This is a genomic window from Enterobacter sp. WCHEn045836, from assembly GCF_003965585.1.
In the GTDB taxonomy this organism is placed as follows: Bacteria; Pseudomonadota; Gammaproteobacteria; order Enterobacterales; family Enterobacteriaceae; genus Enterobacter; species Enterobacter dissolvens.
The window spans coordinates 34,019-56,269 of sequence record NZ_RXPT01000009.1; the positions used below are offsets into that span (position 1 = coordinate 34,019).

Here is a 22,251-nt window from a genome sequence, read left to right on the forward strand (position 1 = left end):
AAGGAAACAATAATGAATTCAATAGCTAAGGCATTACTGGTGGCATTACCGATGTTGAGCGCAACCGCTACAGCGGCGAATAATGAACTGTGTGAACCAAAAGCCTACGAAATGGCGCTGCGCTATCAGCAGAAGTCGGCTGAAATCATGGCGCTTCAGCTGCAGACGTACCGTTTTGCCACCGGGCGTTTTGATGAGAAGGTGAAAGATCTGAAAACGCCAGAAAATTACGCGGTGGTGATGGATCTGGATGAAACCGTGCTCGACAACACCCCGCTGTTGGTGCGTGACATGGAACAATGCCATGACTATACCCAATGGGATACCTGGAGCAACTGGGAAAAACAGGGAAAACCCGGCCTGATCCCCGGCGCGAAGGCGTTTCTTGAGCATGTGGATCAAAGCAAGGTGCGTATCTACTATGTCTCTGACCGCATGCAGGAAAATAAAGCAGATACCATCAAAACGTTAAAATCCCTTGGCCTGCCGCAGGTCTCGGACGACAGCGTGCTTCTGGATACGGTAAGCAAAGAAGAGCGCCGCCAGAGCATCCTTAAAAAGCAGCAGATCATTATGCTGTTTGGCGACAGCCTGCCGGATTTCGCCGTGCAGTTTAAAAACAAAAAACCGAGCGAGCAGCAGCGTGAGCTGGTTGAGGCAAGTGCAGAGCATTTTGGCAATGACTGGATTGTGCTGCCTAACGCCGCTTATGGCTCATGGTCAAAAGCCACGCCGGATAGCTGGAAGCCGTAACAATATGCCCGCCGGGCACGGCAATGCCATTGCCCGGCCAACCCACTGAGCTATTCATCCCATTTATAGGTCCTATCACTTTTGAGCGGGTTCTTAAATTTTGATGCATAAGTAAGATGACAACTTTCTAAAGGAGATCATCATGCTTACTGTCAAGAAACTTGCCCTCTCTACGCTCATCACCAGTTCACTGCTCTTCTACCCTGCGCTGCACTCCCTGGCAGAGACGCCTCAGCACGTGGTGAAACAACCGGCGGGCGGCTACAGCGTTCAGGTGGGCGACGTGCTGGTCACCGCGTTTACAGACGGCAGCGTCGCGCAGGATTTGCATAAGCTGCTGCGCCGGACAACGCCGCAACAAATTGATGCACTGCTGGCGAACAATTTCCAGACCAACCCGCCAGAGGTCTCCATCAACGCCTTCCTGATTGCGCTGCCGGGACACAAAATTCTGGTCGATACGGGTTCAGGCCAGCTCTTTGGTCCGGGTAACGGCGGGCGTCTCATAGAGAGCCTGGCGACGCAGGGGATCAAACCGCAGGACATCACGGAAATCTTACTGACGCACGCCCATTCCGATCACGCCGGTGGCCTGATTAAGGACGGCAAGGCGGTGTTTACCAACGCTCGCGTGTTCGTCGGGAAACCGGATATCGACTTTTTCTTCAATGAAGAGAATCAGAAAAAAACCGGTTACGATCAGAACTACTTTGACGTGGCGCAGAAGACCTTAAAACCGTATCTTGATGCCGGCAAAGTGGTACCGTTTTCCGGTACTTCTGAGCTGCTGCCGGGGATCACCGGAACGGTTCACCCTGGCCATACGCCGGGCTCGGCCTTCTATACACTGGAAAGTAAAGGCGAGAAGATCACCTTCGTGGGCGACATTATTCACGCTGCTGCGGTCCAGTTCCCGCAGCCTGAGGTGACCATCGCCTACGATGAAGATCAGGACGGCGCCGCCCGTGTGCGCAAGCATGCCTTTGACGACTTCGTCAAAAACAGAGATCTGGTTGCCGCGCCTCACCTGCCGTTCCCCGGTATCGGCTATGTCACCAAAGGCGAACGTGCGGGCTATGCCTGGGTTCCGGTTACCTATACCAACCGGGACGCCAGCACGGCTAAATAAACAACGGAAAACACCATGACGCCATTTTCAGACCTGGATATTGACCTGATATTGACGTTGGATGCACTGCTCACCGACCGGAACATCACGCATGCCGCCGCACGTCTGGGTGTCAGCCAGCCCGCGCTGTCAGCCCGTCTTACGCGCCTGCGTGCCATTTTTGGCGAGCCGTTGTTTATCCCTTCCCCACATGGACGTGGGGTATTGCCCACACCCCGAGCCGAGGCGCTGAGGCCACAGGTCGCGGCCGTTCTGCGTGGTATCAGCGCGATGCTTGCCCCCACCGGGTTTAACCCCCGCGAGAGCAACCGCACGTTCGTCATTGCCCTGCATGAAAACCCGGCCCTGATGCTTGGGGCTGAACTGCTGAATCACATCAGACGTGAAGCGCCAGGGATCCGCCTGCGTTTCGCCCTGCCGGAGTGGGTGAACCTGCCCCAGCAGCTGGAAAGCGGAGACGTTGATATTTACATCGGCGTGAGTGCGGGCGCGCACGACGGCTGGGTCAGACGCAAACTGTTTGAAGACGCGTTTGCCACCGCCCAGCGCAAAGAGCATCCTCGCGGTACGGGGCCGCTGGATCTGGCGCAGTATTGCGCCCTCTCTCATCTGGTGGTCTCCTCCCAGGGCGATCCGTTTACCGGCTTTGTCGACCAGACGCTGGCCGGGCTGGGATATCAACGCAACGTGGTGATGTCCACGCAAAGCTATGCCATGGCACCGCCTCTGGTGGCGGGGACTGACCTGATTTGCACCTTACCGGGCCGCATGTTGCAGCAGTTCGCCACCACGCTCGATATTTTCCCACCGCCGCTGCCTTTGCAGCCGATCGCCATCAGCATGTACTGGCATCCTAAAAACAGCCAGGATACGGCGAGCGCCTGGTTGCGCGAACAACTGCTGCTCGCCGCCGGACGTCAGCCCTGAGCGACAGTAGTCAGGAACTTTTTTAAGACTTCAGAACGTATGATTCGGTGACAAACCAGCGTCAGCTCGCTCTCCCTGAGCCGATCAATAATGTCGACATAAACCACATTCCCGACGCTCACCGCCCTGGCTGAGGCGGGCAAGAGCGCAATGCCAAATCCCGCCGCGACAAGGCTGATGACGGTGGGCACGTCGGTGGCATTCTGCACCACCTCCGGCTGGAAACCCGCCCCGTTACAGGCATCACAGAAATATTGTTCCAGCCCCATGCCTTGCGGGTCGCGTAGCGAGATCCACTTTTCGTCCTTCACTGTTGAAAGCGTCAGTGCGGATGACGTGGCCAGGGGATGTTGGCGAGGCAGTGCCAGCACCGTTTTCTCTGAGGTAAAGGGGCGAGATTGCAGATCGTCAGGTAACGCAGGCAGCGGAGCCCGGATAATCGCCACGTCCAGTTGGTTGGTCTGCACGGCTTCGTAAAGCGTCTGCACGTTCCCGGTCATCAGTGAAATGGCAATCGCGGGCCAGTTCTCGTGCAGCTGGCGTAGCGTAGCAGGCAGCTTACCGTCGAACATCGCACTCGATACACATCCCAGATTCAGCACCCCCTGTTCGCCACGGGCGGTTTGTCTGGCGTCCAGCACGGCCTGCTCGGTCATCGCAATTGCCAGCCGGGCTTTGACCAGAAACGCGTCTCCGGCAGGCGTCAGGGTTAAGCGACGATGTGCCCGGCTAAACAGTGTGACGCCCAGGCGCGCCTCCAGCGCTTTAATCTGCTGACTCAGCGCCGGTTGCGCCATGTTCAGCCGCTCCGCGGCGCGGTGCATATGGAGCTCTTCGGCCACCACCAGAAAATTACGCATCAGACGAAATTGCATGACGAAGTCCTGCGAAAATTGATAACAAAACGCTTATCAAAATAGCATTAATGATGCAATTGATGCTATCTGTCGTTCGCCCAACAATGGAGGTAAGCCATTAAGGGAGAAAAACATGCAAAACCCCATCAACGATCTCAGAAGCGCCATCGCGTTGCTGCAACGCCATCAGGGTCACTATATCGAAACCGATCACCCCGTAGATCCCAATGCGGAACTGGCAGGCGTGTACCGCCATATCGGCGCGGGCGGTACCGTAAAACGCCCCACCCGCACGGGCCCGGCCATGATGTTCAATAGCGTGAAGGGCTACCCCGGCTCCCGCATCCTGGTAGGGATGCACGCCAGCCGGGAAAGAGCGGCACTGCTGCTGGGGTGCGAACCCTCGAAGCTGGCGCAGCACGTCGGTCAGGCGGTGAAAAACCCGGTTGCGCCGGTGGTGGTCCCGGCCTCTCAGGCACCATGCCAGGAGCAGGTCTTCTATGCCGACGATCCGGACTTTGACCTGCGTAAGCTGCTCCCGGCCCCAACCAACACGCCGATTGATGCAGGCCCGTTCTTCTGTCTGGGGCTGGTGCTGGCAAGCGATCCGGAAGATACCTCGCTGACCGACGTGACCATTCACCGTCTCTGTGTGCAGGAGCGAGATGAACTCTCTATGTTCCTTGCCGCCGGTCGCCATATCGAAGTCTTTCGCAAGAAGGCCGAAGCGGCGGGCAAACCGCTGCCGGTCACCATCAATATGGGACTTGACCCGGCTATCTACATTGGGGCCTGTTTCGAAGCGCCAACCACGCCATTCGGTTACAACGAGCTTGGCGTCGCCGGTGCATTACGCCAGCAGCCGGTGGAACTGGTACAGGGTGTGGCGGTAAAAGAGAAAGCGATCGCGCGGGCGGAAATCATCATTGAGGGCGAACTGCTTCCTGGCGTGCGCGTAAGAGAAGATCAGCACACCAACACCGGCCACGCCATGCCGGAGTTCCCGGGCTACTGCGGTGAAGCCAACCCGTCCTTACCGGTTATCAAAGTGAAAGCGGTCACCATGCGAAACCACGCGATCCTGCAGACGCTGGTGGGCCCGGGCGAAGAGCACACCACGCTGGCCGGTTTGCCGACAGAGGCCAGCATTCGCAACGCGGTCGAAGAGGCCATCCCTGGTTTTCTGCAGAACGTCTACGCACACACCGCCGGGGGCGGTAAATTCCTCGGCATTTTACAGGTGAAAAAACGCCAGCCCTCAGACGAAGGACGTCAGGGCCAGGCGGCGCTTATCGCCTTAGCCACCTATTCCGAGCTGAAAAACATTATCCTCGTGGATGAAGACGTGGACATCTTCGACAGTGACGACATCCTGTGGGCGATGACCACCCGTATGCAGGGCGATGTGAGCATCACCAACATTCCGGGGATCCGTGGCCACCAACTGGATCCGTCGCAGTCGCCGGACTACAGCACCTCGATCCGAGGAAACGGCATTTCCTGCAAGACTGTCTTCGACTGCACGGTACCGTGGGCGCTAAAGGACCGCTTTGAACGTGCGCCGTTTATGGAAGTTGATCCCACTCCATGGGCACCGGAACTGTTCAACGATAAAAAATAAGCCGTCGTCGCCGTTTCTTCACCCCGATGGGGTGAAGAAACGCAAGCTTAAATTGCCGCTTCCCCTGCTTTCTTGTACCCTTTCAGCGTTTACCCCAACCTCCTGACAATCGAGACACCGAACGCCTATGACTGCACATATTTCCAAAGATCCTTTGCATGGCGTTACGCTGGAGATGATGGTCAACGCCCTGGTGGCGCGATACGGCTGGAGCGAGTTAGGTAACCGAATCAAAATCAACTGTTTCAGAAAAGACCCAAGTGTGAAGTCGAGCCTGAAATTCCTGCGCCGCACCCCCTGGGCGCGCGCGGAAGTTGAAGCCCTGTATCTGGATTCCCTCAATGATAACGGGGCCGCTGAACCCGAGGCGCCCGCCTTTAACCCCTGGGCCAATAGTCGGATAACCAAGAGCTAATACGCAAATGATGCGACATGTAAAACGGACGGGTGCGCTGCTTGGCTGCGCGCTTTTACTTGTTAGTTGCTCCTCAAAACCCCCAAAGTCGCTGGTCACACCGCTCCCGACCACAAGCAAACCGACGCAGCAGGCAAATGAGCCGATGCGTGGGATCTGGCTGGCGACTGTCTCCCGCCTTGACTGGCCGCCGGTGGCGTCGGTGAATGGCCGCAGTGCTGACCAGCGTATCGCGATGCAAAAGCAGGCGCTGATCGACAAACTCGACAATCTTAAACGCCTGGGAATTAACACGGTGTTTTTCCAGGTGAAACCGGACAGCACGGCGCTCTGGTCGTCCAAAATCCTGCCGTGGTCAGATATGCTTACCGGCAACATCGGCGAGTATCCGGGCTACGATCCGCTGCAGTTTATGCTTGATGAAGCCCACAAGCGTGGGATGAAAGTTCACGCCTGGTTCAACCCCTATCGCGTTTCAACCAATACCAGACCGTCAACCATCGCCGCGCTGAACCGCACCTCATACCAGCAACCGTCCAGCGTCTACGTGCAGCACCCTGAGTGGGTTCGCATCGCAGGCGATCGGTTTGTGCTCGACCCGGGCATCCCGGAGGTGCGTGACTGGATAACCCGGGTGGTGACCGAGGTGGTGGCGAATTACCCGATAGACGGCGTACAGTTTGATGACTACTTTTATGCCGAATCGCCCCGCTCAACGCTGAATGATGCGCAGACCTACAGACAATACGGCCAGGGGTTTAGCTCCAAAGCCGACTGGCGTCGGCACAATACGCAGCAGCTGATCGTTCAGGTTTCCCGCGCAATTAAACAGACAAAACCCGACGTTGAGTTTGGCGTCAGCCCGGCGGGTGTCTGGCGTAACCGCTCTTTCGACCCGGCAGGATCCGACACCCGTGGCGCGGCGGCGTATGATGAATCCTACGCTGATACCCGTCAGTGGGTGCAACAGGGGCTGCTGGACTACATTGCCCCGCAAATCTACTGGCCGTTCTCCCGGGATGCGGCGCGCTATGACGTGCTGACCAAATGGTGGGCCGACGTGGTGAAACCGACCCATACCCGTCTGTACATCGGCATTGCGTTCTATAAAGTGGGCGAGCCGTCGAGAAATGAGCCGGACTGGACGGTTCAGGGCGGCGTGCCGGAGCTGAAAAAACAGCTCGATCTCAACGACGCCCTGCCGAACGTGAATGGCACTATCCTGTTCCGCGAAGATTACCTCAACCAGCCGCAGACGCAGCAGGCGGTAAACTACCTGAAAGGACGCTGGGGAAGCTAAGTGAATGTCAGGCAGAAACGCCCTGTTTCTGCCTGATTTTTTACGGCTTCGGCCCGAACATCGCCTCAAGCTGCTTCGCGTCCGGCATACCGACAACCTGCTGGAGCTCGTTCTGGTCATTCAGATAATAAATGGCCGGCGTGGCATTCGCCCCCAGACTGTCCATCAACGCCTGGTGTTTTTGCAGTATCGCCACGGTTTCACGCGACGCCGTGCCTTCCGGTTTTGGCAGTTTTTTCCCGCCGGACAGTTCGTACTCCTTCCACGCCGTAACCGGATCTTTTGCATTCAGGATCGCAGATGCGTTACGGCCGCTGTTCGGGTTGAGAAACGCCACCAGCAGCGTGTTGAGCTGCACCTTACCCGCCTTCACCCACGGCTGTGCTTCCGACCAGAATGCCTTGCAGTACGGGCAGAACGGGTCAGCGAAGACAAAGACTTTGCGTGGCGCGTTATCCGCCCCCTCTTTCAGGGGGTGCGCGGCGTTAAGCTGTTCCCACATTTCGCGTCCCATCGGGGCGTAGATCTCTTTCTGAAAAATACCCTCGCTGAGGTTTTTACCCTTCTCGTCATAGAGATAACCCGAAATTACGTGCTTTCCGTCAGGTGTCAGAAAGAGCGTCACCCCCATGTCCTGATATTGCCCCAGCCAGGCGGGTGCGCCACCGGGCACGTCAATTTTCTTGAGGATCGTAATCTCCTGCTGCTCGCTAAAGGTCTTCACGACATCAGGTATCGTATCCGCAGCCTGCGCCAGCCCTGACGCGGTCAGCAGCGAAAGTAACAGTAATTTTTTCATGTCCCTCTCCGGTTTGTTCGGGGGCCTGCGGCCCCCTACAGGTTAGCGGTTTTTCAGTGCATCAGTGACCATTTCATCAAACTGTTCAAACGGTACCCAGCCGGGTAACAATCCTTCGCCAATCAGCGTGGCCGGTGTCCCCTGAATACCCAGTTTTTCGGCGATGAGCAGGCTGCGTTTTACCGTGACCAGGCTCGTATCATCCGGCGTTGCAACATTCACGCCCGCGCGCTTTTGCGCCTCCTGAATGCTGGCGTCATCGTGATACCCTTTTTTCGCCATCAGGGTCTCGTTGAATTTCATAAACTGCTCAGGATGTGAACGCCAGACGGTTAACGCGTCGCGCGCGGCAGTCAGCGAGCTCTCCGAACGGAATGGCAGGAACTTAAACACCACTGCCACCTCAGGATGTTTCTCGACGATCTTCTCCAGATACGGATCGAATTTTTTGCAGTAGGGACAGTTGTAGTCCGTAAAGACCACCAGCGTCAGTTTTGGATTTTTGGCACCGATACGCGGCGAATCCGGGTCGTTAAACAGAAAATCGTAGACCAGCTTCTGAGCGCGTTGCTCCTGATCCGGAGTGATCGGGTCCGCCGCCATGACCTGGGCTGACGCGAAAAACAGCAGAAACGTAATAAGGATTTTTTTCATAACAGCGTTAGCCTTTTGCTTTGTTCAGAGTGGTCATCAGGGTGCGTTTGTCCAGCAGTGGCGAGAGGATGTCGCCCTCCGGCGTTCCGGGGCCATACACCTGATTAAACGGGATGGCGTAGCGGTTGCGTGTTTTCAGAAACGCCGCAATCGTCTCTGATGGCTGACTCCAGTCTCCGCGTAGCGCCACCACATCCGGCTGGCGCAGCGCGGCGATAACCTCCGGCTGATTGAGCACCCGGTGCTCATTCACCTTGCAGGTGACGCACCAGTCCGCCGAGATATCCACAAACACCCGTTTCCCCTGCGCAAGCGCATCGCTGATTGCCTCCTCACTGAGCGGCTGCCACGGGATCGTCTGTTCGCTATTCTCAGTCGTGGTAACCGGCGTTGCGTTCACTATCCCGCGCAGCTGATATCCGCCCAATATGGCCAGCACGAGCGCTACCACCCAGAACAGCGGCGACGTTTTCTGAGCGCTTAGCACACAGGCCACAATGGCAACCACAATCAGAAGCAGCATCAGGATGTGGCTGAACGTCTCGCCCAGATGCAGACTCAGCAACGTCACCAGCCACAGGCTGGAGGCCAGCATCATCACCCCCAGAATCACCTTCAGGGTATTCATCCAGCGGCCTGGTTTTGGTAGCAACAAGGCGGTTTTGGGGATCAACGCGACGAACAGCCACGGCAAACTCATGCCCACGCCGAGCATCAGGAAGATAAGCCACAGTGAATGCAGCGGCGCGCCCAGCGCGAAGGCCACGGCCGTACCGAGGAACGGCGCGGAACACGGCGTGGCGAGCAGCGTGGCAAACATGCCTTCGCAGAAGCTGCCCGTCAGTCCGGTTCCACCCGTTGTAGCGAGCCGTCCGGTGGCGGCGGAAGGCAGAAACAGCTCAAACGCACCAAACAGGTTCAGCGCAAAGATAAAGGTCACGGCGACCATCAGCCCAATAAACCACGGGTTCTGGAACTGGATGCCCCAGCCCAGCGACGCGCCGGTCACTTTCAGGACGGTCACCATCGTGGCCAGCAGCATAAAGGAGGTCAGAATACCCGCAGTGGTCGCCAGGAAACGCAGCCGGATCTTCCGCGTGTCCGTCCCCGCCTGCAGGACGCTGCTGAGTTTCATGCCCATTACCGGCAATACGCAGGGCATCAGGTTCAGGATCAGCCCGCCCAGCAGGGCAAAGGCCAGCATTTTTGCTGTTCCCGCGGGCGCACTCTGCACTGCGTCTGCGGGGGCTGCGCCTACAGTCAGTTGCGTTTGCTGGGCTTTATCGCCGTTGGTGACGACAAATGACAGCGTTTTCCCCGCAAGCGTCGCGGGTTTATCGCCCCACTCATCGGTGACCGGAACCGCGACCTGAAGCCGGTTTCCGGTGTGCTTAATCACCGGTTCGCCGGGCAGAATGTCACCCTCCAGCGGGTCAAAATAGATCCCGGGATTGACCCATTCGCCTTCCGTCGTGCCCGTCATCATCAGCTTGCCGTCTGATAACCAGGCGCTGAAATCTGACGACACGCCAGACGAACCGGGTATTGAACGCATCGCGTCTTCGAATGCCGTACGAAAGCCCGCATCCGCTGGCGTGCGGAAATCGAGATGCAGCGCGTAGTCCGTCAACAGACAGACGTTGCTGCAGGTTGAGAGCGTAAGCGTGGCGTCGAGCACATCCGCGTCCGTCCCGGCGATCGTAATGGGGATCGTAACGCTATCGTGGTAGCCCTGGGTCGTCAGGCCTGAAATATCAAAGCGCGAAGGTACCGGCCAGTACCAGGTATCCTTAACGCCCTGTGGCCAGCTGATTTTGGGGGCCACGCCGCCCTCGCCCGGCGAACGCCAGTAGGTTTTCCAGCCGGGCTGCAGCTCGACGCTGAGCAGGCCGATGATGCGGTCTTGATCCCGCTCAGCCTGAAAGCGGATGCGGGCGTGATCGTTTTGCGGTGACACCAGCCAGCCCGTATCTGCCGCATGAGCAATTCCCATGCAGGACAGCCACAGGAGGACGAGTCCCCTGAAAAGGTTAACCATGTTTTACTCCGTGAATAGTGAAAATTATCGTGTGGTGACGATGCTTTTCATTCACGGAAAACGCAGTTTTTGAGGTGTATTCGGGGAGGCGGTACCTGGACAGGCTGCTCCCTGGAGAGAAATGTGCGCCGTTGGGTAAACAACTGCAGCAGAGCGAAGAAGATAATAATCGCCGGTAGCGCACCGTCAAAAAACAGCGGCTGGGCACAAAGCAAAGACTGTGCGCCAAGTTGACACGGCGACGGGCCGGACTGTTCAGCCTCCTGACCCGGGGCGTCAGCCATCATGACCGTTTGCACCTGAGGATCCAGCCCCTGTAAAAAATGGTTGAGATAAACCGCACGCTGGACCAGGCAAATTGCCATTGCCAGACACGTGATTATCAGAAGCCATTTACCCAGAAGCTGACGGTTGCGCATAACGTTCCAAAATAACAAGACGCCCCGATCATAAACGATAGTGATGAATCTACAAGTCCCGGCAGTGTAAGGTTTTGTCTGCCGGGCGTATTAACTCCCTGTCAGCGCGTCATAAACGTCCCGCAATCGCGTTCGCAGGAACAGCACAGCCTTATGCTTACGCGATAACAACGCCTGCTCGCTGACCCCGGTTTCGCCGGCCAGCAATTTAATGCTGTAGCCCTGCAACTCCGTCTTTTCAAAGACCTCGCGCTGCGCGGCGGGCAGTTCAGCCAGCGCCTGCCCCAGTTCTTCCCACAGCAACGTTTTGAGGTACTCCTCTTCCGGGGTATGCGGAACACCGAACAGGGTTTCAGCGATCTCGTCTTCCGGGAAATCGTCATCCTCCTCGCCAGTGAAGCTGAAATAACCGGAGAGCGGCACTTCACGCTTTTTGCGTGCCCGGTCGGTCATCTCATTTCGCGCCGCGCGAAACAGCCATGCGGCAACGTTTTCGACCGGTTGTTCCACCTTCATCAGCTGATACGTGATCTCCTGCAAAATATCGTCGGCGTCGTCACGTACCGGCGTTCTTCCGCGAATAAAGGCGCTCAGCCGGGCGCGGCAGGCATTAACCGCCGACATCAGCAAGGATCTGCCCGCCTCCCCGGTTTTCATCTCGCTCACTCTACGTCCGGCGCTTTCGGCGCGTTGTCTTCGCGCTTGTCGTCACGGTGGCCATGCCAGCCACAGTGCCCACGACCATGACGACCAAATCCTTCCCGGCGCTGCTGCATGAACGCTTCACGCTGTTCCGGCGTCATGTTCATCCAGCGTTCGTGCATCCGGCGGTGCGCCCCAAACATACCCGGACGGAACCCCAGCCCCCCGAACAGGATCCGACTCAGTATCAGAATGCCCAGCGCCTGCCAGAATCCAATGGCTTTCACGCCGAGGATCGCCGGGAGTAATGCGTTCCACAGGGACATCACCAGCAGACCGAGCACGATAAAAATGACCGCGCCGATGACTAAACCCTTGCCCATACGGTGGCGACCGAATCCGCGCCCGTGACCTCTGCCGTGCATATCAAACTCTCTCATGGTGTTGACCTCATTTACTGTAACTGATTATGGCTTGTGATGAGGTAGACGGATGAGGAGCAAAAATATTGCTAAAAATTTTCAAAAACATCGTAATCAATGTGGTTTACGCTTTTTGCGGCTGACGAATGGAAACAGCATAAAAATGAGAACCTGTCATAATGCCGATCTGTTCGCGCTTTTAAATCAGCTTGTTTATTCATCAGGTTTTATATCGATGCTTTTTAAATGCCCTATTTCAGTTGGTGAGACTATTCCTATAATCATCCAAAAAACCTTCTATTTAACAATAATCTAAAGCGAGGCTTAATTAAGTATTTTTAGTTAAAAGTTTGTAATCATTACATCTCTGTCTATTATTCATAGCGTCACGCCCTGCAGCAGGAAATAGAAACAGATACATTAAAAAGGAGCAATCTGGTAATGATAGGCAGACTGACGAATTATATCCTCTGGTACCACACTGTTTGGGTGTTCATATTTTTATTAGTGGTCGGCGTGGCTGCTGGCGTATTTTTTAATGCCATACTGCATTTTCATGGGGATGACGCATTCCTGACAGGATTAATTTTCTTTTTATTCCCGGCGCTACTGGTATGCCTTCGGCTACATCGACTATCAGCGAAACATCGCCAAAGATAATGCTCGTCACGCCGGTTGTTGAATCAAAATTCTTTCGCAAGATTAAGCTGAAACCAACAACTTAGCCGCCTTTATTGCCGGGTGGCGCTACGCTCACCCGGCCTACAATCCACAATAATATCAAGCTTGCACTGGCAAACTAAAACTCGAAATACTCCGCGTGAGCTGCTGGGCCTGCTCTTCCAGCGACGCGGCCGCCGCGGCGGACTGTTGCACCAGCGCGGCGTTCTGCTGGGTCACACCATCCATCTCCGTCACTGCCTGCCCGACCTGACTGATACCGCGACTCTGCTCTTCAGAGGCCACAGAGATCTGCTCCATCAACGTATTCACTTTATTAACGGAGCTGATAATCGAGTCAATGACCTCACCGGAGCGCCCTACCAGTTCGGCGCCGTTTTTCACGCTGGAAACCGACTGGGCGATCAGGTTTTCGATATCCTTCGCCGCCACCGCACTTTTCTGCGCCAGCGTGCGAACTTCGCTGGCGACCACGGCAAAACCACGCCCCTGGGTACCGGCGCGCGCCGCTTCTACCGCCGCGTTGAGTGCCAGAATGTTGGTCTGAAAAGCGATGCTGTTAATCACGCTGGTAATGTCCTCGATGCGCTTCGAGTTCGCGGCGATGGTATTCATCGTTTCAATCACTTCACGGGTCACGGCTTCCCCGGTGTGGGCATTTTTCACCGCGTCCTGCACCAGTTTCCCGGCCTGGCAGACGTTGTCGGTGTTATTGGCTACGGTCGCGCTCAGCTCTTCCATGCTGGCCGCCGTCTGGGTTAACGCAGACGCCTGCTGCTCGGTACGCGAAGCCAGATCGATATTCCCGGAGGCAATTTCCTGTGCAGCGTGGGTCACGGTATGACTCGCGTCGCGCACCTGGGCGATGGTCGTCAGCAGCGCCTGACGCATCTGCTCCATGGAGCCCATCAGGTGATCGATCTCATTGCCGGAATTCCCCTTCACCGGTACCGGAATGTCCAGTTTGCCCGCCGCAATCTGGCTGCAGTGTTCACGAGCCAGATTAACCGGCGCCAGAACAAGGCGCTTCATCAGCAGGCTGACGGCAACAATCACCAGCACAAACAGCAGAGCGATACCGGCGATAATCGCCAGGCCGGAAACAAAGTTGCTGCTCGCATCTTCGTTCAGGTTTTTGGCATAGGCCTGATGTACGGCCAGAACCTGGTCAAGAACGATCTCATACTGACGATCGAGGCGCGAGACTTCCGGCATCAGGGCGTTGAATTTGGCAATATCGTGCGCGGCGGCAGCATCAATGAGCGGTGCCAGCCCCTGGTTGCGGTAATTCTGCCAGGCATCCTGATAGGCGCTCACCATCGGCGCTTCATCCGTCAGACGGGGAGACGCCATAAAGGCAGCAAAGGCGCGATCGGCTTTGGTCAGCGCCTCTTTTACTGCCGCGAGCTTCGCCGACTCATCCGCAGATGCGCCCGCCTCTACCATCTTCACATACTCCATCACCCGGACGCGCAACGTACGGCTATGGTTGATGGGATCAATAATCGACAGCACCACCTGGATCTCTTTGTTCACATTATCCAGGGAGTTATTACTTTTGATGATGAGGCCAACGCTGGTGAGCGTGCTGGCGATAAAGAAGAAAAGCAGCGAGAAAAAGACAATCAGGGATGATTTTTTTAACGACATGAACCGATACCTCAAGGAAAATTATTCCTTATGGTTATCGGCTAAACCAAAACTTAAATTAATTAAAGTTATTGAAGTATCCCGTCGTCCGGCAGGGCTATTCTGCCGCTTTGTAGCGCCGCTGCAGGGTGGCATCCAGTTTTCGCTGTACGGGTTCAGGCATCTCACCGTCGATTAACTTGCCAATCAGGTCAAAGCAGTGCCATGCCAGCTGACGATTATCCTGACGGACGGTATCCACCGGAATAGTGAGCGAGTCGTATAAATAGTGATCGTCAAAACTGGCTAACCGGATATCACTATGCAACAGGTTGTGCTGACCCATGTAGCGCAGCACCCCTTCCAGCAGACCGCAGGCGGCGGTGAACAGGGCTTTTGGCGGACGGCCCAGGCGGGCACAGAGTTCGGCGAACATCTCATATCCGGAACTCGGGTGATAATTTCCGTGGATGATCCACTCTGGGCGCAGCGTAACGTTCGCGTCGCGCAAACCCTGCTTAAACCCTTCGAGGCGGTCGCGCGTAGGGGAAAGACGTGGCTGTCCACCGAGAAAATAGAACTCATCGGGGTGCTGGCGGGCAATCTCGGCCACCAGTTCGGCTGTCGGGGTAATGGAATCGGTGATCACCAACGGCAGCGAGCTGTCATTCATGTGGCGGTCAAAGAGCACCACGGGCAGCTGCTCGCTCAGTTTCTGGTAATCCGCATCGTTGAGCATGCTGGAGGCCACAATCAGCCCGTCGACCTGACGCGCCACCATGTTGTTGACCACCACGGTCTCCTGCCCCGGATTTTCATCGCTACAGGAGATGAGCAGCTGAACGCCAGCCTCGCGGCACAGCGTCTCCAGTTCGTGAGAAAAGACGGCAAACCCGTAGTTGGTGATCTCCGGGACCACCAGACCAATGGTGTGACTGCGGTTATCGCGCAGCGACCGGGCGTGAATGCTGGGCTGGTAGTGATGCTCTTTCGCAATGGCCAGCACGCGTTCACGGGTCTCTTCCGCCACGCGAAGCTCTTTGCTGCGTCCGTTCAGTACCAGGCTGGCGGTGGCTTTGGACACTCCCGCCAGCTCCGCGATGTCTTTAATGGTGACGCGTTTTGTTTTTCTCACAACGACTTAGATCCGGCTGCCAAAACCGCTATTCTACCATGCAGGCGCGCAGCGACCAGTAGCGTAATGTGATGTCGGACGCACCTTCGAATCGCACCCGGGCCGGTTGGTCAGGAAAATAGCGGCTGCTCATCACCCCTTCACCGTGGTTGATGAAAATTTCGACGCTGGAGTGGTCGCACAGAACGCGCAGATGGTGAACCTCACCCAGCCAGTAGCGGGTTAACGTCTCACCCGTTTTCAGGCTGGCACGTTCCAGACGCAGGCCATTGCCATCGACCGTGAGGTGCAGCGCACCGGCAAAATCCAGTTTCGAGGAGGCTGCACTCAGCTCGAACTCAAGGCGCGAGGCATCAAGCACCGGCGCATCGCAGGCGTTGCCCTGCCAGTGCTGCTCCTCTTCGCGCAGCGCTTCCAGCTCACGCACCGGGGTCTGCCAGAGCTTGCCGTCGCGGTAGCGCAGCTCTCGCGGGCAGGTCATCTGATGGATCCAGCCCTGTGACCGGGTGGGCTGCAGCATCTCTTCCCCGTCAGGCACGCCCATCCAGCCCATCAGGATCCGTCGGCCATCTTCCGCCAGCGTCGTTTGCGGGGCGTAAAACTCAAAACCGGCGTCCAGCTCGTGTAACGCACCGTGCTCAAATGCGCCGCGCTGATAGTCAAACGCCCCGCTCATCCAGGCTGCCGGATAGGTGTTCAGGTAACGATGCGGCTCACGCGCCAGCCCCTGCGGGCAGCAGATCATAACGTGCGTCCCGTCGAGGGCAAACAGGTCCGGGCACTCCCACATGTATCCCGCCTCCGTCAGTCCGTTGACGCCGTGACCGGCGATTTCTCCGCACAATACCCACGTGTGCAAATCGGCAGACCTGAACAGCAGCACTTTGCCGCGCTTTTGCACATCCTGCGCGCCGAGCACCATGTACCACATCCCGTCGTGCTGCCACACCTTCGGATCGCGCACGTGGCCGGTGTAGCCATCCGGCAGCGCGAGCACCGGCCCCAGCTTTTTAAAGGTCCCGTCCGGTTGTTCCACGGCCAGGCACTGCCAGGCGGTGCGGCTGCCGTCATCGAACTTCACGTTGCCGGTATAGCACAGCGTCAGCACCCCGTTGTTGTCCACGGCGCTGCCGGAATAGCAACCGTTGCGGTCGTACTCTTCATCTGGCATCAGCGCCATGGGCTCGTGCTGCCAGTGCAGCAGATCGTCCGAACTCCAGTGCCCCCAGCATTTATAGCGGTGATCGCAGTCCAGCGGGTTCCACTGATAAAACAGATGGTAACGCCCGGCAAACCAGATAAAACCGTTCGGATCGTTCATCAGCCCCGTCACCGGCGCCGGATGCCACTGCGGATAGTGGCGGTCGGCGCGCGCGCGCGGTTGCCCTTTCATGACAGCCTGCAGCACGGCAGGCCAGCGGGAAGGTAATGTCATTATTCAGAGTCCGTTTTATATTTCAGCAGCAGCGAGACGGTGAACGCCACGCCAAAGGCAATTACCATGCCGATAATATAGTTGAGCAGCGAACTGGCCTGCACGATTGCCATGCCCGGCAGCGCCGTCAGCCCTACCGCCGTCATGTAGACATGCACCGACACCACCCATGCGCCGCCCATCGCACCGCCGATCAGCGCGGCCACAAACGGTTTCACGAAACGCAGGTTGATACCAAAGATGGCGGCTTCGGTGATGCCCAACATGGCAGAGAACGCCGACGGTAAAGTAATGGCTTTAATTTTTGCGTCTTTGGTTTTGAACCACACCGCCAGACACGCGCCACCCTGCGCTACGTTCGCCATGGCCCAGATCGGCAGCAGGAAGTTAACGCCGATCGACGGATTCCCCAGCAGCCCGGCTTCAATCGCGTGGAAGCTGTGGTGAATGCCGGTAATAACAATCACCGAATAGAGCCCGCCGAACAGCAAACCGGCCAGCCAGCCCGCGTGGGTAATCAGGGTGCTCAGAATGAAGGAGATGCCATCGCCTAACGCGCGTCCCGCCGGGCCGATAATCAACAGCGCGATAAAACCGGAGAGAATGACGGTCAGGAACGGCGTCAGGATCAGGTCTAACGCATCCGGGATGACGCGACGCAGGTTTTTCTCCACAATGCTCATAAACCAGACGGCCAGCAGCACCGGGAACACCGTTCCCTGATAGCCAATCATGGCAATCTCAAGGCCGAAAAAGTTCATGGTGTGGAAGCCGGACGCCACGCCCCAGGCGTTGGTCAGCGCCGGGTGAGTCAGAATACCGCCGAGCGTGGCGCCTAAATAAGGGTTACCGCCAAACTCACGTGCGGCCGTGAAGCCAATCAGAATCGGTAAAATGATAAACGCCGCCGAGCTGCACATATCCAGCATGATGTAGATGGCGTTATCGGCATTCACCCAGCCGTAGGTTTTCACCATCCCTAGCAGGCCCATCAACAAACCGGACGCCACAATGGCAGGAATGATCGGCACAAAAATATTGGAAAGCAGACGGGCAATACGCTGGAACGGATTGAGCTTACGCGCCGCGAGATCTGCCGCTTCTGACTTGCTCGATTCACCGATCCCTGCGGCCTGAATAAAGGCCGCGTAAACTTTGTTAACCACTCCGGTGCCAAAAATCACCTGCATCTGACCCGCGTTACGAAAACAGCCTTTCACCCCCTCGACCTTGCCGATGGCCTGCTGATCGGCAAGCGCATCGTCAACCAGTACCAGACGAAGGCGCGTTGCGCAGTGTGCGGCACTGGCGATGTTCTCTTTGCCACCGAGCAGCGGAATGAGCGCACGGGAAATATTATCAAAATCCATAGTTACCTCTGCCTGACTTCATTTTTATGATGTTTGATACGCTCCCGCCGTGCGGGAGCGTGAAGGGTTAAAACCAGGTTTCCATCTGGACCCCAAAGTTCCATTCCCCGCCAGCGTTAAAGCCGCTGCTGCCAAAGGCGTCATCGCTGGCGTAGTTATCCAGTTTGCTGCTCCAGTCCATCCAGGTGGCGAACAGGCGCAGTTCAGGACGGCTGAAGAAATCGCCGATCTTGCCCGCTTTTAAGGTCGGCGCGAAGGTCAGCTTGTAGAAGCTGCCGTTAACGGCGTTGCGATCTTTGTAGCCTTCCGGGTTCAAATCCATGTACTGATAGCTGCCCTCAAACGCCAGGGCGAAATTCTGCGTAACCTCTTTGATGAGCCGGGTGTTGAGCGTAACCCACTCGTAGCTGTCACCTTTGACGTAGCGATCTTTACTGCTCTGCGCCAGCACCGCAGGTGCGATATGCCAGCCACCGCCGAGCGGCGTGACACCGTAACTTGCGAAGCGCCAGGTATCGGCTTCTGCCAGCAGTGCACCATCCGAGCCGATGCTTTTTACTTCCGCCCCCAGACCGTGACCGTACAGCAACGCCGTTTTCGCGGAACCCTCGCGCAGGCCGTAGAAGCTATCATTGTGCAGACCCACCAGGGCATGCACGCCGGTGTTCGCCGCATCGGTTTTAATCAGATCGCCGTTGCTGTCCTTACGCTCGTCGTTATCCTTCGCCCGCAGCCCGCTCACCATCAGCTGGAATGGCCCGGCAAAGTGATTCATGCTGAGGATATAGTTCTGCACGTTGTTGTCGATCTGCTCTTCGCTGCCGAAGTTGCGGCCGTAAATCGAGAAGTTGCTGCGCAGCGTATCATTCCACTTCACGTCATACACACCGCCGCCGGTACCGGCAAGGAACACCACGTCAGAATCCAGCCAGTGAATATCAAAGTTATCGCGGTCAAAGCGTTTACCGGCCCAGAAGGTACTCCCTTTCAGCGCGCCGGTGAAATCAGGCAGATTGCCCAGCTCGGCAAAGGCCTGACGAATGTTAAGATCGCTGGTATCGGCTGACCAGTCGTTATAGGTCTTTTGCCCGTCGGCTAACATGGCCTTAAAGCGCGTGGTCGCCCCGCTCTCCAGGGTCTGTTTGTGTTCCACATTCAGCTCAACGTAGGTATCCGCTTCGTTACCCAGACGCCCGACTGCGCCCCCGGTTTCCCCGGCAGGCGTCAGATACGGACCGCTTTTGCTGCTCGACGCCGCGTCATTCATCAGCAGGCCTGAGCGGGCATAACCGTGAAATTCAAACCCGCTGCTCTGATCGGCTTTCTTCTCCAGCACCGTGGTACGCTGGGCCACCTCCTGGGTGGTGGTCTGTGTCTGCTGCTGCGCGGCAACCAGCTGCTGCGTTTTTTGTTCTGCTGCCGTTGCGCGTTTCTCCGCATTCTGGGCGCGCATTTCCGCATCCTGAAGACGCTGTTCCAGCGCCGCCAGGCGCGATTCAATGCTTATCATATCGGTCTGGGCAAAAACAGAGGTACTACCGGCCAGCATGCCAATCATCACGGCAAGTCTGCGTTTTTTATACATTTTGTCGCATCCCTAAAAATAGTGTTGTGATAATGCTAAATTGCTAAACCGGTTTAGGTTGCTGATACTAAACCCGTGAATTTTGGATCGGCAATACTTTTTGCTAAACCGTTTTAGTAAGTGTGATCGAGGCGACAATTCAGGCCGCCGACGGGCGGCCAGGGAGGAAGAATTACAGATTGTGGTGATACGGCAGCGCGGTCATTGCTCCTTTGGCGGTGGTGGCCAGCGCGCCACAGCGTTGGGCCAGTGCGAGGGTTGTTGCCAGATCCTGGCCTGACGAGGCCAGGCCGAACAGCAATCCTGCGACGAACGCATCGCCTGCGCCGGTGGTGTCAACACACGCTACCGGCGTGGCCGGATAGTGTGTCGTGATGCCCTCATGCCAGGCCATTACCCCCTCTTTACCCCGCGTCACCAGCACCAGGCGGGCCGGACAATGGCGCATCAGCGTCGCCAGACCGGCTTCCACAATCGCTTCACCGGTTAAAAACGTCAGCTCTTCGACGGAGAGTTTGACCACATCCGCGCGCTGTAACGCCTGTTCGAGGCAACGGCGAAGATCGCCCTCATCCTGCCAGAGGTCGGGGCGAATGTTGGGGTCGACGCTGACAAAACCACCGGCTTTTTTAATTGCATCCATCGCCTGAAAAGTGGCAGAGCGACTCGGCTCCGCGCTGAGCGCAATGGAGCAGACGTGCAGCCACTCTCTGGCCCTGAAGGGCGGCAGATCGGTGGAGTCGAGAAACAGATCGGCGCTGGGGCGAACCATAAACGTAAACGAGCGTTCGCCCTGTTCGTCCAGATCAACCACCACCGTTGAAGTGCGGTGTGCCGGGTCAAGACGCATCCACTGCACATCAACCTGCTCATCTGCCAGCGTTTTGTGCATAAAGCGGCCAAACGGATCGTCGCCAACCCTGCCAATAAAGGCACTTTTCCCGCCCAGGCGGGCGATGCCGACCGCCACATTTGCCGGTGCGCCGCCGGGGCACTGTAGCAATTTACCTTCCCCCTCTGGCAGTAAATCCACCACCGCATCACCGAGTACCCAGATTTTATCCATGACATCCCCGTAGCTAAACTATGTTAAACCGTTTTAGCTATTTAAACACAGGCTGGCCAAAGGGGAAATAATCAGGGAGGAAAAAGCGTTATCGTACCAGGTGTGGCCAGTGAATATCGCCCACCCCGTTAACCTGCGGCCGGGCAAACAGAAACCCCTGGAAACGACGAATACCGGCGGACTCCAGCCAGCACCACTCCTCCAGCTTCTCGATACCTTCCGCCACCAGCGTGATTTCCAGGTCGGTGCAGCAGCTCACTATCGATCTGACAATCGCCTGTTTCGCACCGCTGAGATGGATATTGCTGACAATTTCCCGGTCGATCTTGATTTTATCCGGCTGGAAGCGGGTAAGCAGAGAAAGCCCCGCATAGCCAGAGCCGAAATCATCAATCGCCAGGCCTATGCCTTCGCCGCGAAGCCGTTTAATGGCGCTGTTGAACTTGTTGAAACCGGAAATCATTTCATTTTCCGTCACTTCAATGATCACCTGCTCCGGCTGTAGCCCGTGCAGACTGATTTGATCCACCAGAAACTCCACCGCCCCCGGCACATTGACCAGCGACATGGGCAACAGATTCACCGCAATTTTATGGCTGCCAATCCCCAGTTTCTCTGCCAGTGCAAAGGCATACTTTTTGGTTTGCAAATCCACTTCGTAGATCTTGTCCTGATCGAGCGTTTTAAAGAAATGTTCCGGGCTGCCGCCATCGTTACTGCGAATAAGCGCTTCAAGTGAACTGATTTTCCCTTCCGAAGGTTCGACAATCGGCTGCAGTGCGAACTGGCAGATTTGGTCGGCAATAAGCCCCACGGCCTCACCAAAGGGGGCTTTCTCGCGTGAAAGCGTCCATTTTGCCGCATCCGCTGGCGCCCTCGAATTGCCCGCGTGCTTACCGGTAATAAAACTCTGAATGAATTTAAACACCCGATCATCAGATGTCAGGTAGCTTTCCAGTTGGCTGTAATCCAGAACCGACTGCAGTACCTCTTTTGGCGACTGAACCTGCAGGTCGAAGAGCAGCATACCGGCATTGTTAAAACGTCTGCGGGGGCCGTAGTCCCGCATCAGCTCAACCACCCCACTGTGTCGCTGGTCATCGCGAATTTTATGGAACAGCTTGACTACGCTCTCTTCAGACCCTTCAAGAATTTGCATAACGTCGCTGCCGTTCGAGAGTAGCACACCGGTAATGTTCTGGTTGGTGTTGCGGATCCTGGCTCGTTCGACCAGCGCGCGTAGCTCTGCGGATCGGCAGGATAAATTTAACTGGCTTCGATAAATCAGCGTGGTGAGCACAGGAATGGGTTCCAGAATAAGGGAGGCGCCGGGGAAGTTACTGTTTAACATACTTCACCAGCGCTACCTAATAA

20 protein-coding genes are annotated in these 22,251 nt (G+C 56.6%); 6 read left to right on the top strand and 14 right to left on the bottom strand.

Annotated features, from left to right (window positions below; genetic code table 11):
* Nucleotides 1–12: 12 nt before the first annotated feature.
* The 3 genes from EKN38_RS13280 to EKN38_RS13290 all read left to right on the top strand — a co-directional run bounded on the left by EKN38_RS13280 (nt 13) and on the right by EKN38_RS13290 (nt 2,809).
* Complete coding sequence (locus EKN38_RS13280) at nt 13–753, top strand: 5'-nucleotidase, lipoprotein e(P4) family (protein ID WP_014831975.1); 741 nt, start codon at nt 13–15, stop codon at nt 751–753.
* 142 nt (nt 754–895) lie between these two features.
* Complete coding sequence (locus EKN38_RS13285; protein WP_014831976.1) at nt 896–1,882, top strand: MBL fold metallo-hydrolase; 987 nt, start codon at nt 896–898, stop codon at nt 1,880–1,882.
* 15 nt (nt 1,883–1,897) lie between these two features.
* Complete coding sequence (locus EKN38_RS13290; protein ID WP_014831977.1) at nt 1,898–2,809, top strand: LysR family transcriptional regulator; 912 nt, start codon at nt 1,898–1,900, stop codon at nt 2,807–2,809.
* On the opposite strand, the gene EKN38_RS13295 is transcribed toward EKN38_RS13290, so the two are convergent.
* The gene (locus EKN38_RS13295; protein ID WP_014831978.1) at nt 2,800–3,684 is read right to left on the bottom strand and encodes a LysR substrate-binding domain-containing protein; all 885 of its coding nucleotides are present in this window, start codon (nt 3,682–3,684) and stop codon (nt 2,800–2,802) included. The two genes, EKN38_RS13290 and EKN38_RS13295, sit on opposite strands and share 10 nt — an antisense overlap.
* Nucleotides 3,685–3,799: 115 nt before the next feature.
* Between EKN38_RS13295 and EKN38_RS13300 the strand changes: the two genes are divergently transcribed.
* The 3 genes from EKN38_RS13300 (at nt 3,800) to EKN38_RS13310 (ending at nt 7,002) form a co-directional block, all read left to right on the top strand.
* The gene (locus EKN38_RS13300; protein ID WP_014831979.1) at nt 3,800–5,287 is read left to right on the top strand and encodes a UbiD family decarboxylase; all 1,488 of its coding nucleotides are present in this window, start codon (nt 3,800–3,802) and stop codon (nt 5,285–5,287) included.
* A 127-nt stretch (nt 5,288–5,414) separates the two neighbouring features.
* Nucleotides 5,415–5,702 carry a VF530 family DNA-binding protein gene (locus tag EKN38_RS13305; RefSeq protein ID WP_014831980.1) on the top strand — a complete coding sequence of 96 codons (288 nt, stop codon included), beginning with the start codon at nt 5,415–5,417 and terminating at the stop codon, nt 5,700–5,702.
* A 7-nt stretch (nt 5,703–5,709) separates the two neighbouring features.
* Nucleotides 5,710–7,002, top strand: coding sequence for a glycoside hydrolase family 10 protein (locus tag EKN38_RS13310; RefSeq protein WP_046889651.1), 1,293 nt, complete (start codon nt 5,710–5,712; stop codon nt 7,000–7,002).
* 40 nt (nt 7,003–7,042) lie between these two features.
* Here the strand turns inward: EKN38_RS13310 and dsbG are convergent, their stop codons facing one another.
* The 13 genes from dsbG to EKN38_RS13375 all read right to left on the bottom strand — a co-directional run bounded on the left by dsbG (nt 7,043) and on the right by EKN38_RS13375 (nt 22,177).
* Entirely contained in the window at nt 7,043–7,801 is a 759-nt protein-coding gene (dsbG, locus tag EKN38_RS13315) for a thiol:disulfide interchange protein DsbG (RefSeq protein ID WP_014831981.1), read from the bottom strand.
* Nucleotides 7,802–7,843: 42 nt separating this feature from the next.
* A complete protein-coding gene (locus tag EKN38_RS13320; RefSeq protein ID WP_014831982.1) occupies nt 7,844–8,455 on the bottom strand; it encodes a DsbA family protein in 612 nt (203 codons plus the stop codon).
* A gap of 7 nt (nt 8,456–8,462) precedes the next feature.
* Entirely contained in the window at nt 8,463–10,493 is a 2,031-nt protein-coding gene (locus EKN38_RS13325) for a protein-disulfide reductase DsbD family protein (protein ID WP_014831983.1), read from the bottom strand.
* 47 nt (nt 10,494–10,540) lie between these two features.
* Nucleotides 10,541–10,912 carry a hypothetical protein gene (locus tag EKN38_RS13330; protein ID WP_014831984.1) on the bottom strand — a complete coding sequence of 124 codons (372 nt, stop codon included), beginning with the start codon at nt 10,910–10,912 and terminating at the stop codon, nt 10,541–10,543.
* A gap of 90 nt (nt 10,913–11,002) precedes the next feature.
* Nucleotides 11,003–11,569: an RNA polymerase sigma factor gene (locus EKN38_RS13335; RefSeq protein WP_014831985.1), complete on the bottom strand. Its 567-nt coding sequence runs from the start codon at nt 11,567–11,569 to the stop codon at nt 11,003–11,005.
* A 5-nt stretch (nt 11,570–11,574) separates the two neighbouring features.
* Nucleotides 11,575–11,994, bottom strand: a complete 420-nt coding sequence (locus tag EKN38_RS13340; protein ID WP_014831986.1) for a hypothetical protein — start codon at nt 11,992–11,994, stop codon at nt 11,575–11,577.
* 762 nt (nt 11,995–12,756) lie between these two features.
* Nucleotides 12,757–14,307 (bottom strand): methyl-accepting chemotaxis protein, encoded by a 1,551-nt coding sequence (locus EKN38_RS13345; protein ID WP_014831987.1) that lies wholly within the window; start codon nt 14,305–14,307, stop codon nt 12,757–12,759.
* 97 nt (nt 14,308–14,404) lie between these two features.
* On the bottom strand, nt 14,405–15,421 hold the full coding sequence (locus EKN38_RS13350) for a LacI family DNA-binding transcriptional regulator (protein WP_014831988.1): 1,017 nt from the start codon (nt 15,419–15,421) through the stop codon (nt 14,405–14,407).
* A gap of 28 nt (nt 15,422–15,449) precedes the next feature.
* The gene (locus tag EKN38_RS13355; protein ID WP_014831989.1) at nt 15,450–16,856 is read right to left on the bottom strand and encodes a sucrose-6-phosphate hydrolase; all 1,407 of its coding nucleotides are present in this window, start codon (nt 16,854–16,856) and stop codon (nt 15,450–15,452) included.
* Nucleotides 16,856–18,226 (bottom strand): sucrose-specific PTS transporter subunit IIBC, encoded by a 1,371-nt coding sequence (locus tag EKN38_RS13360; protein WP_014831990.1) that lies wholly within the window; start codon nt 18,224–18,226, stop codon nt 16,856–16,858. Before EKN38_RS13360 ends, EKN38_RS13355 begins: the two co-directional genes overlap by 1 nt.
* Nucleotides 18,227–18,293: 67 nt before the next feature.
* Nucleotides 18,294–19,811 carry a carbohydrate porin gene (locus tag EKN38_RS13365; RefSeq protein WP_014831991.1) on the bottom strand — a complete coding sequence of 506 codons (1,518 nt, stop codon included), beginning with the start codon at nt 19,809–19,811 and terminating at the stop codon, nt 18,294–18,296.
* Between the two features lie 172 nt (nt 19,812–19,983).
* Nucleotides 19,984–20,877: an aminoimidazole riboside kinase gene (locus EKN38_RS13370; protein ID WP_014831992.1), complete on the bottom strand. Its 894-nt coding sequence runs from the start codon at nt 20,875–20,877 to the stop codon at nt 19,984–19,986.
* An 88-nt stretch (nt 20,878–20,965) separates the two neighbouring features.
* Nucleotides 20,966–22,177, bottom strand: coding sequence for a diguanylate phosphodiesterase (locus tag EKN38_RS13375; protein WP_043951770.1), 1,212 nt, complete (start codon nt 22,175–22,177; stop codon nt 20,966–20,968).
* Nucleotides 22,178–22,251 lie beyond the last annotated feature (74 nt).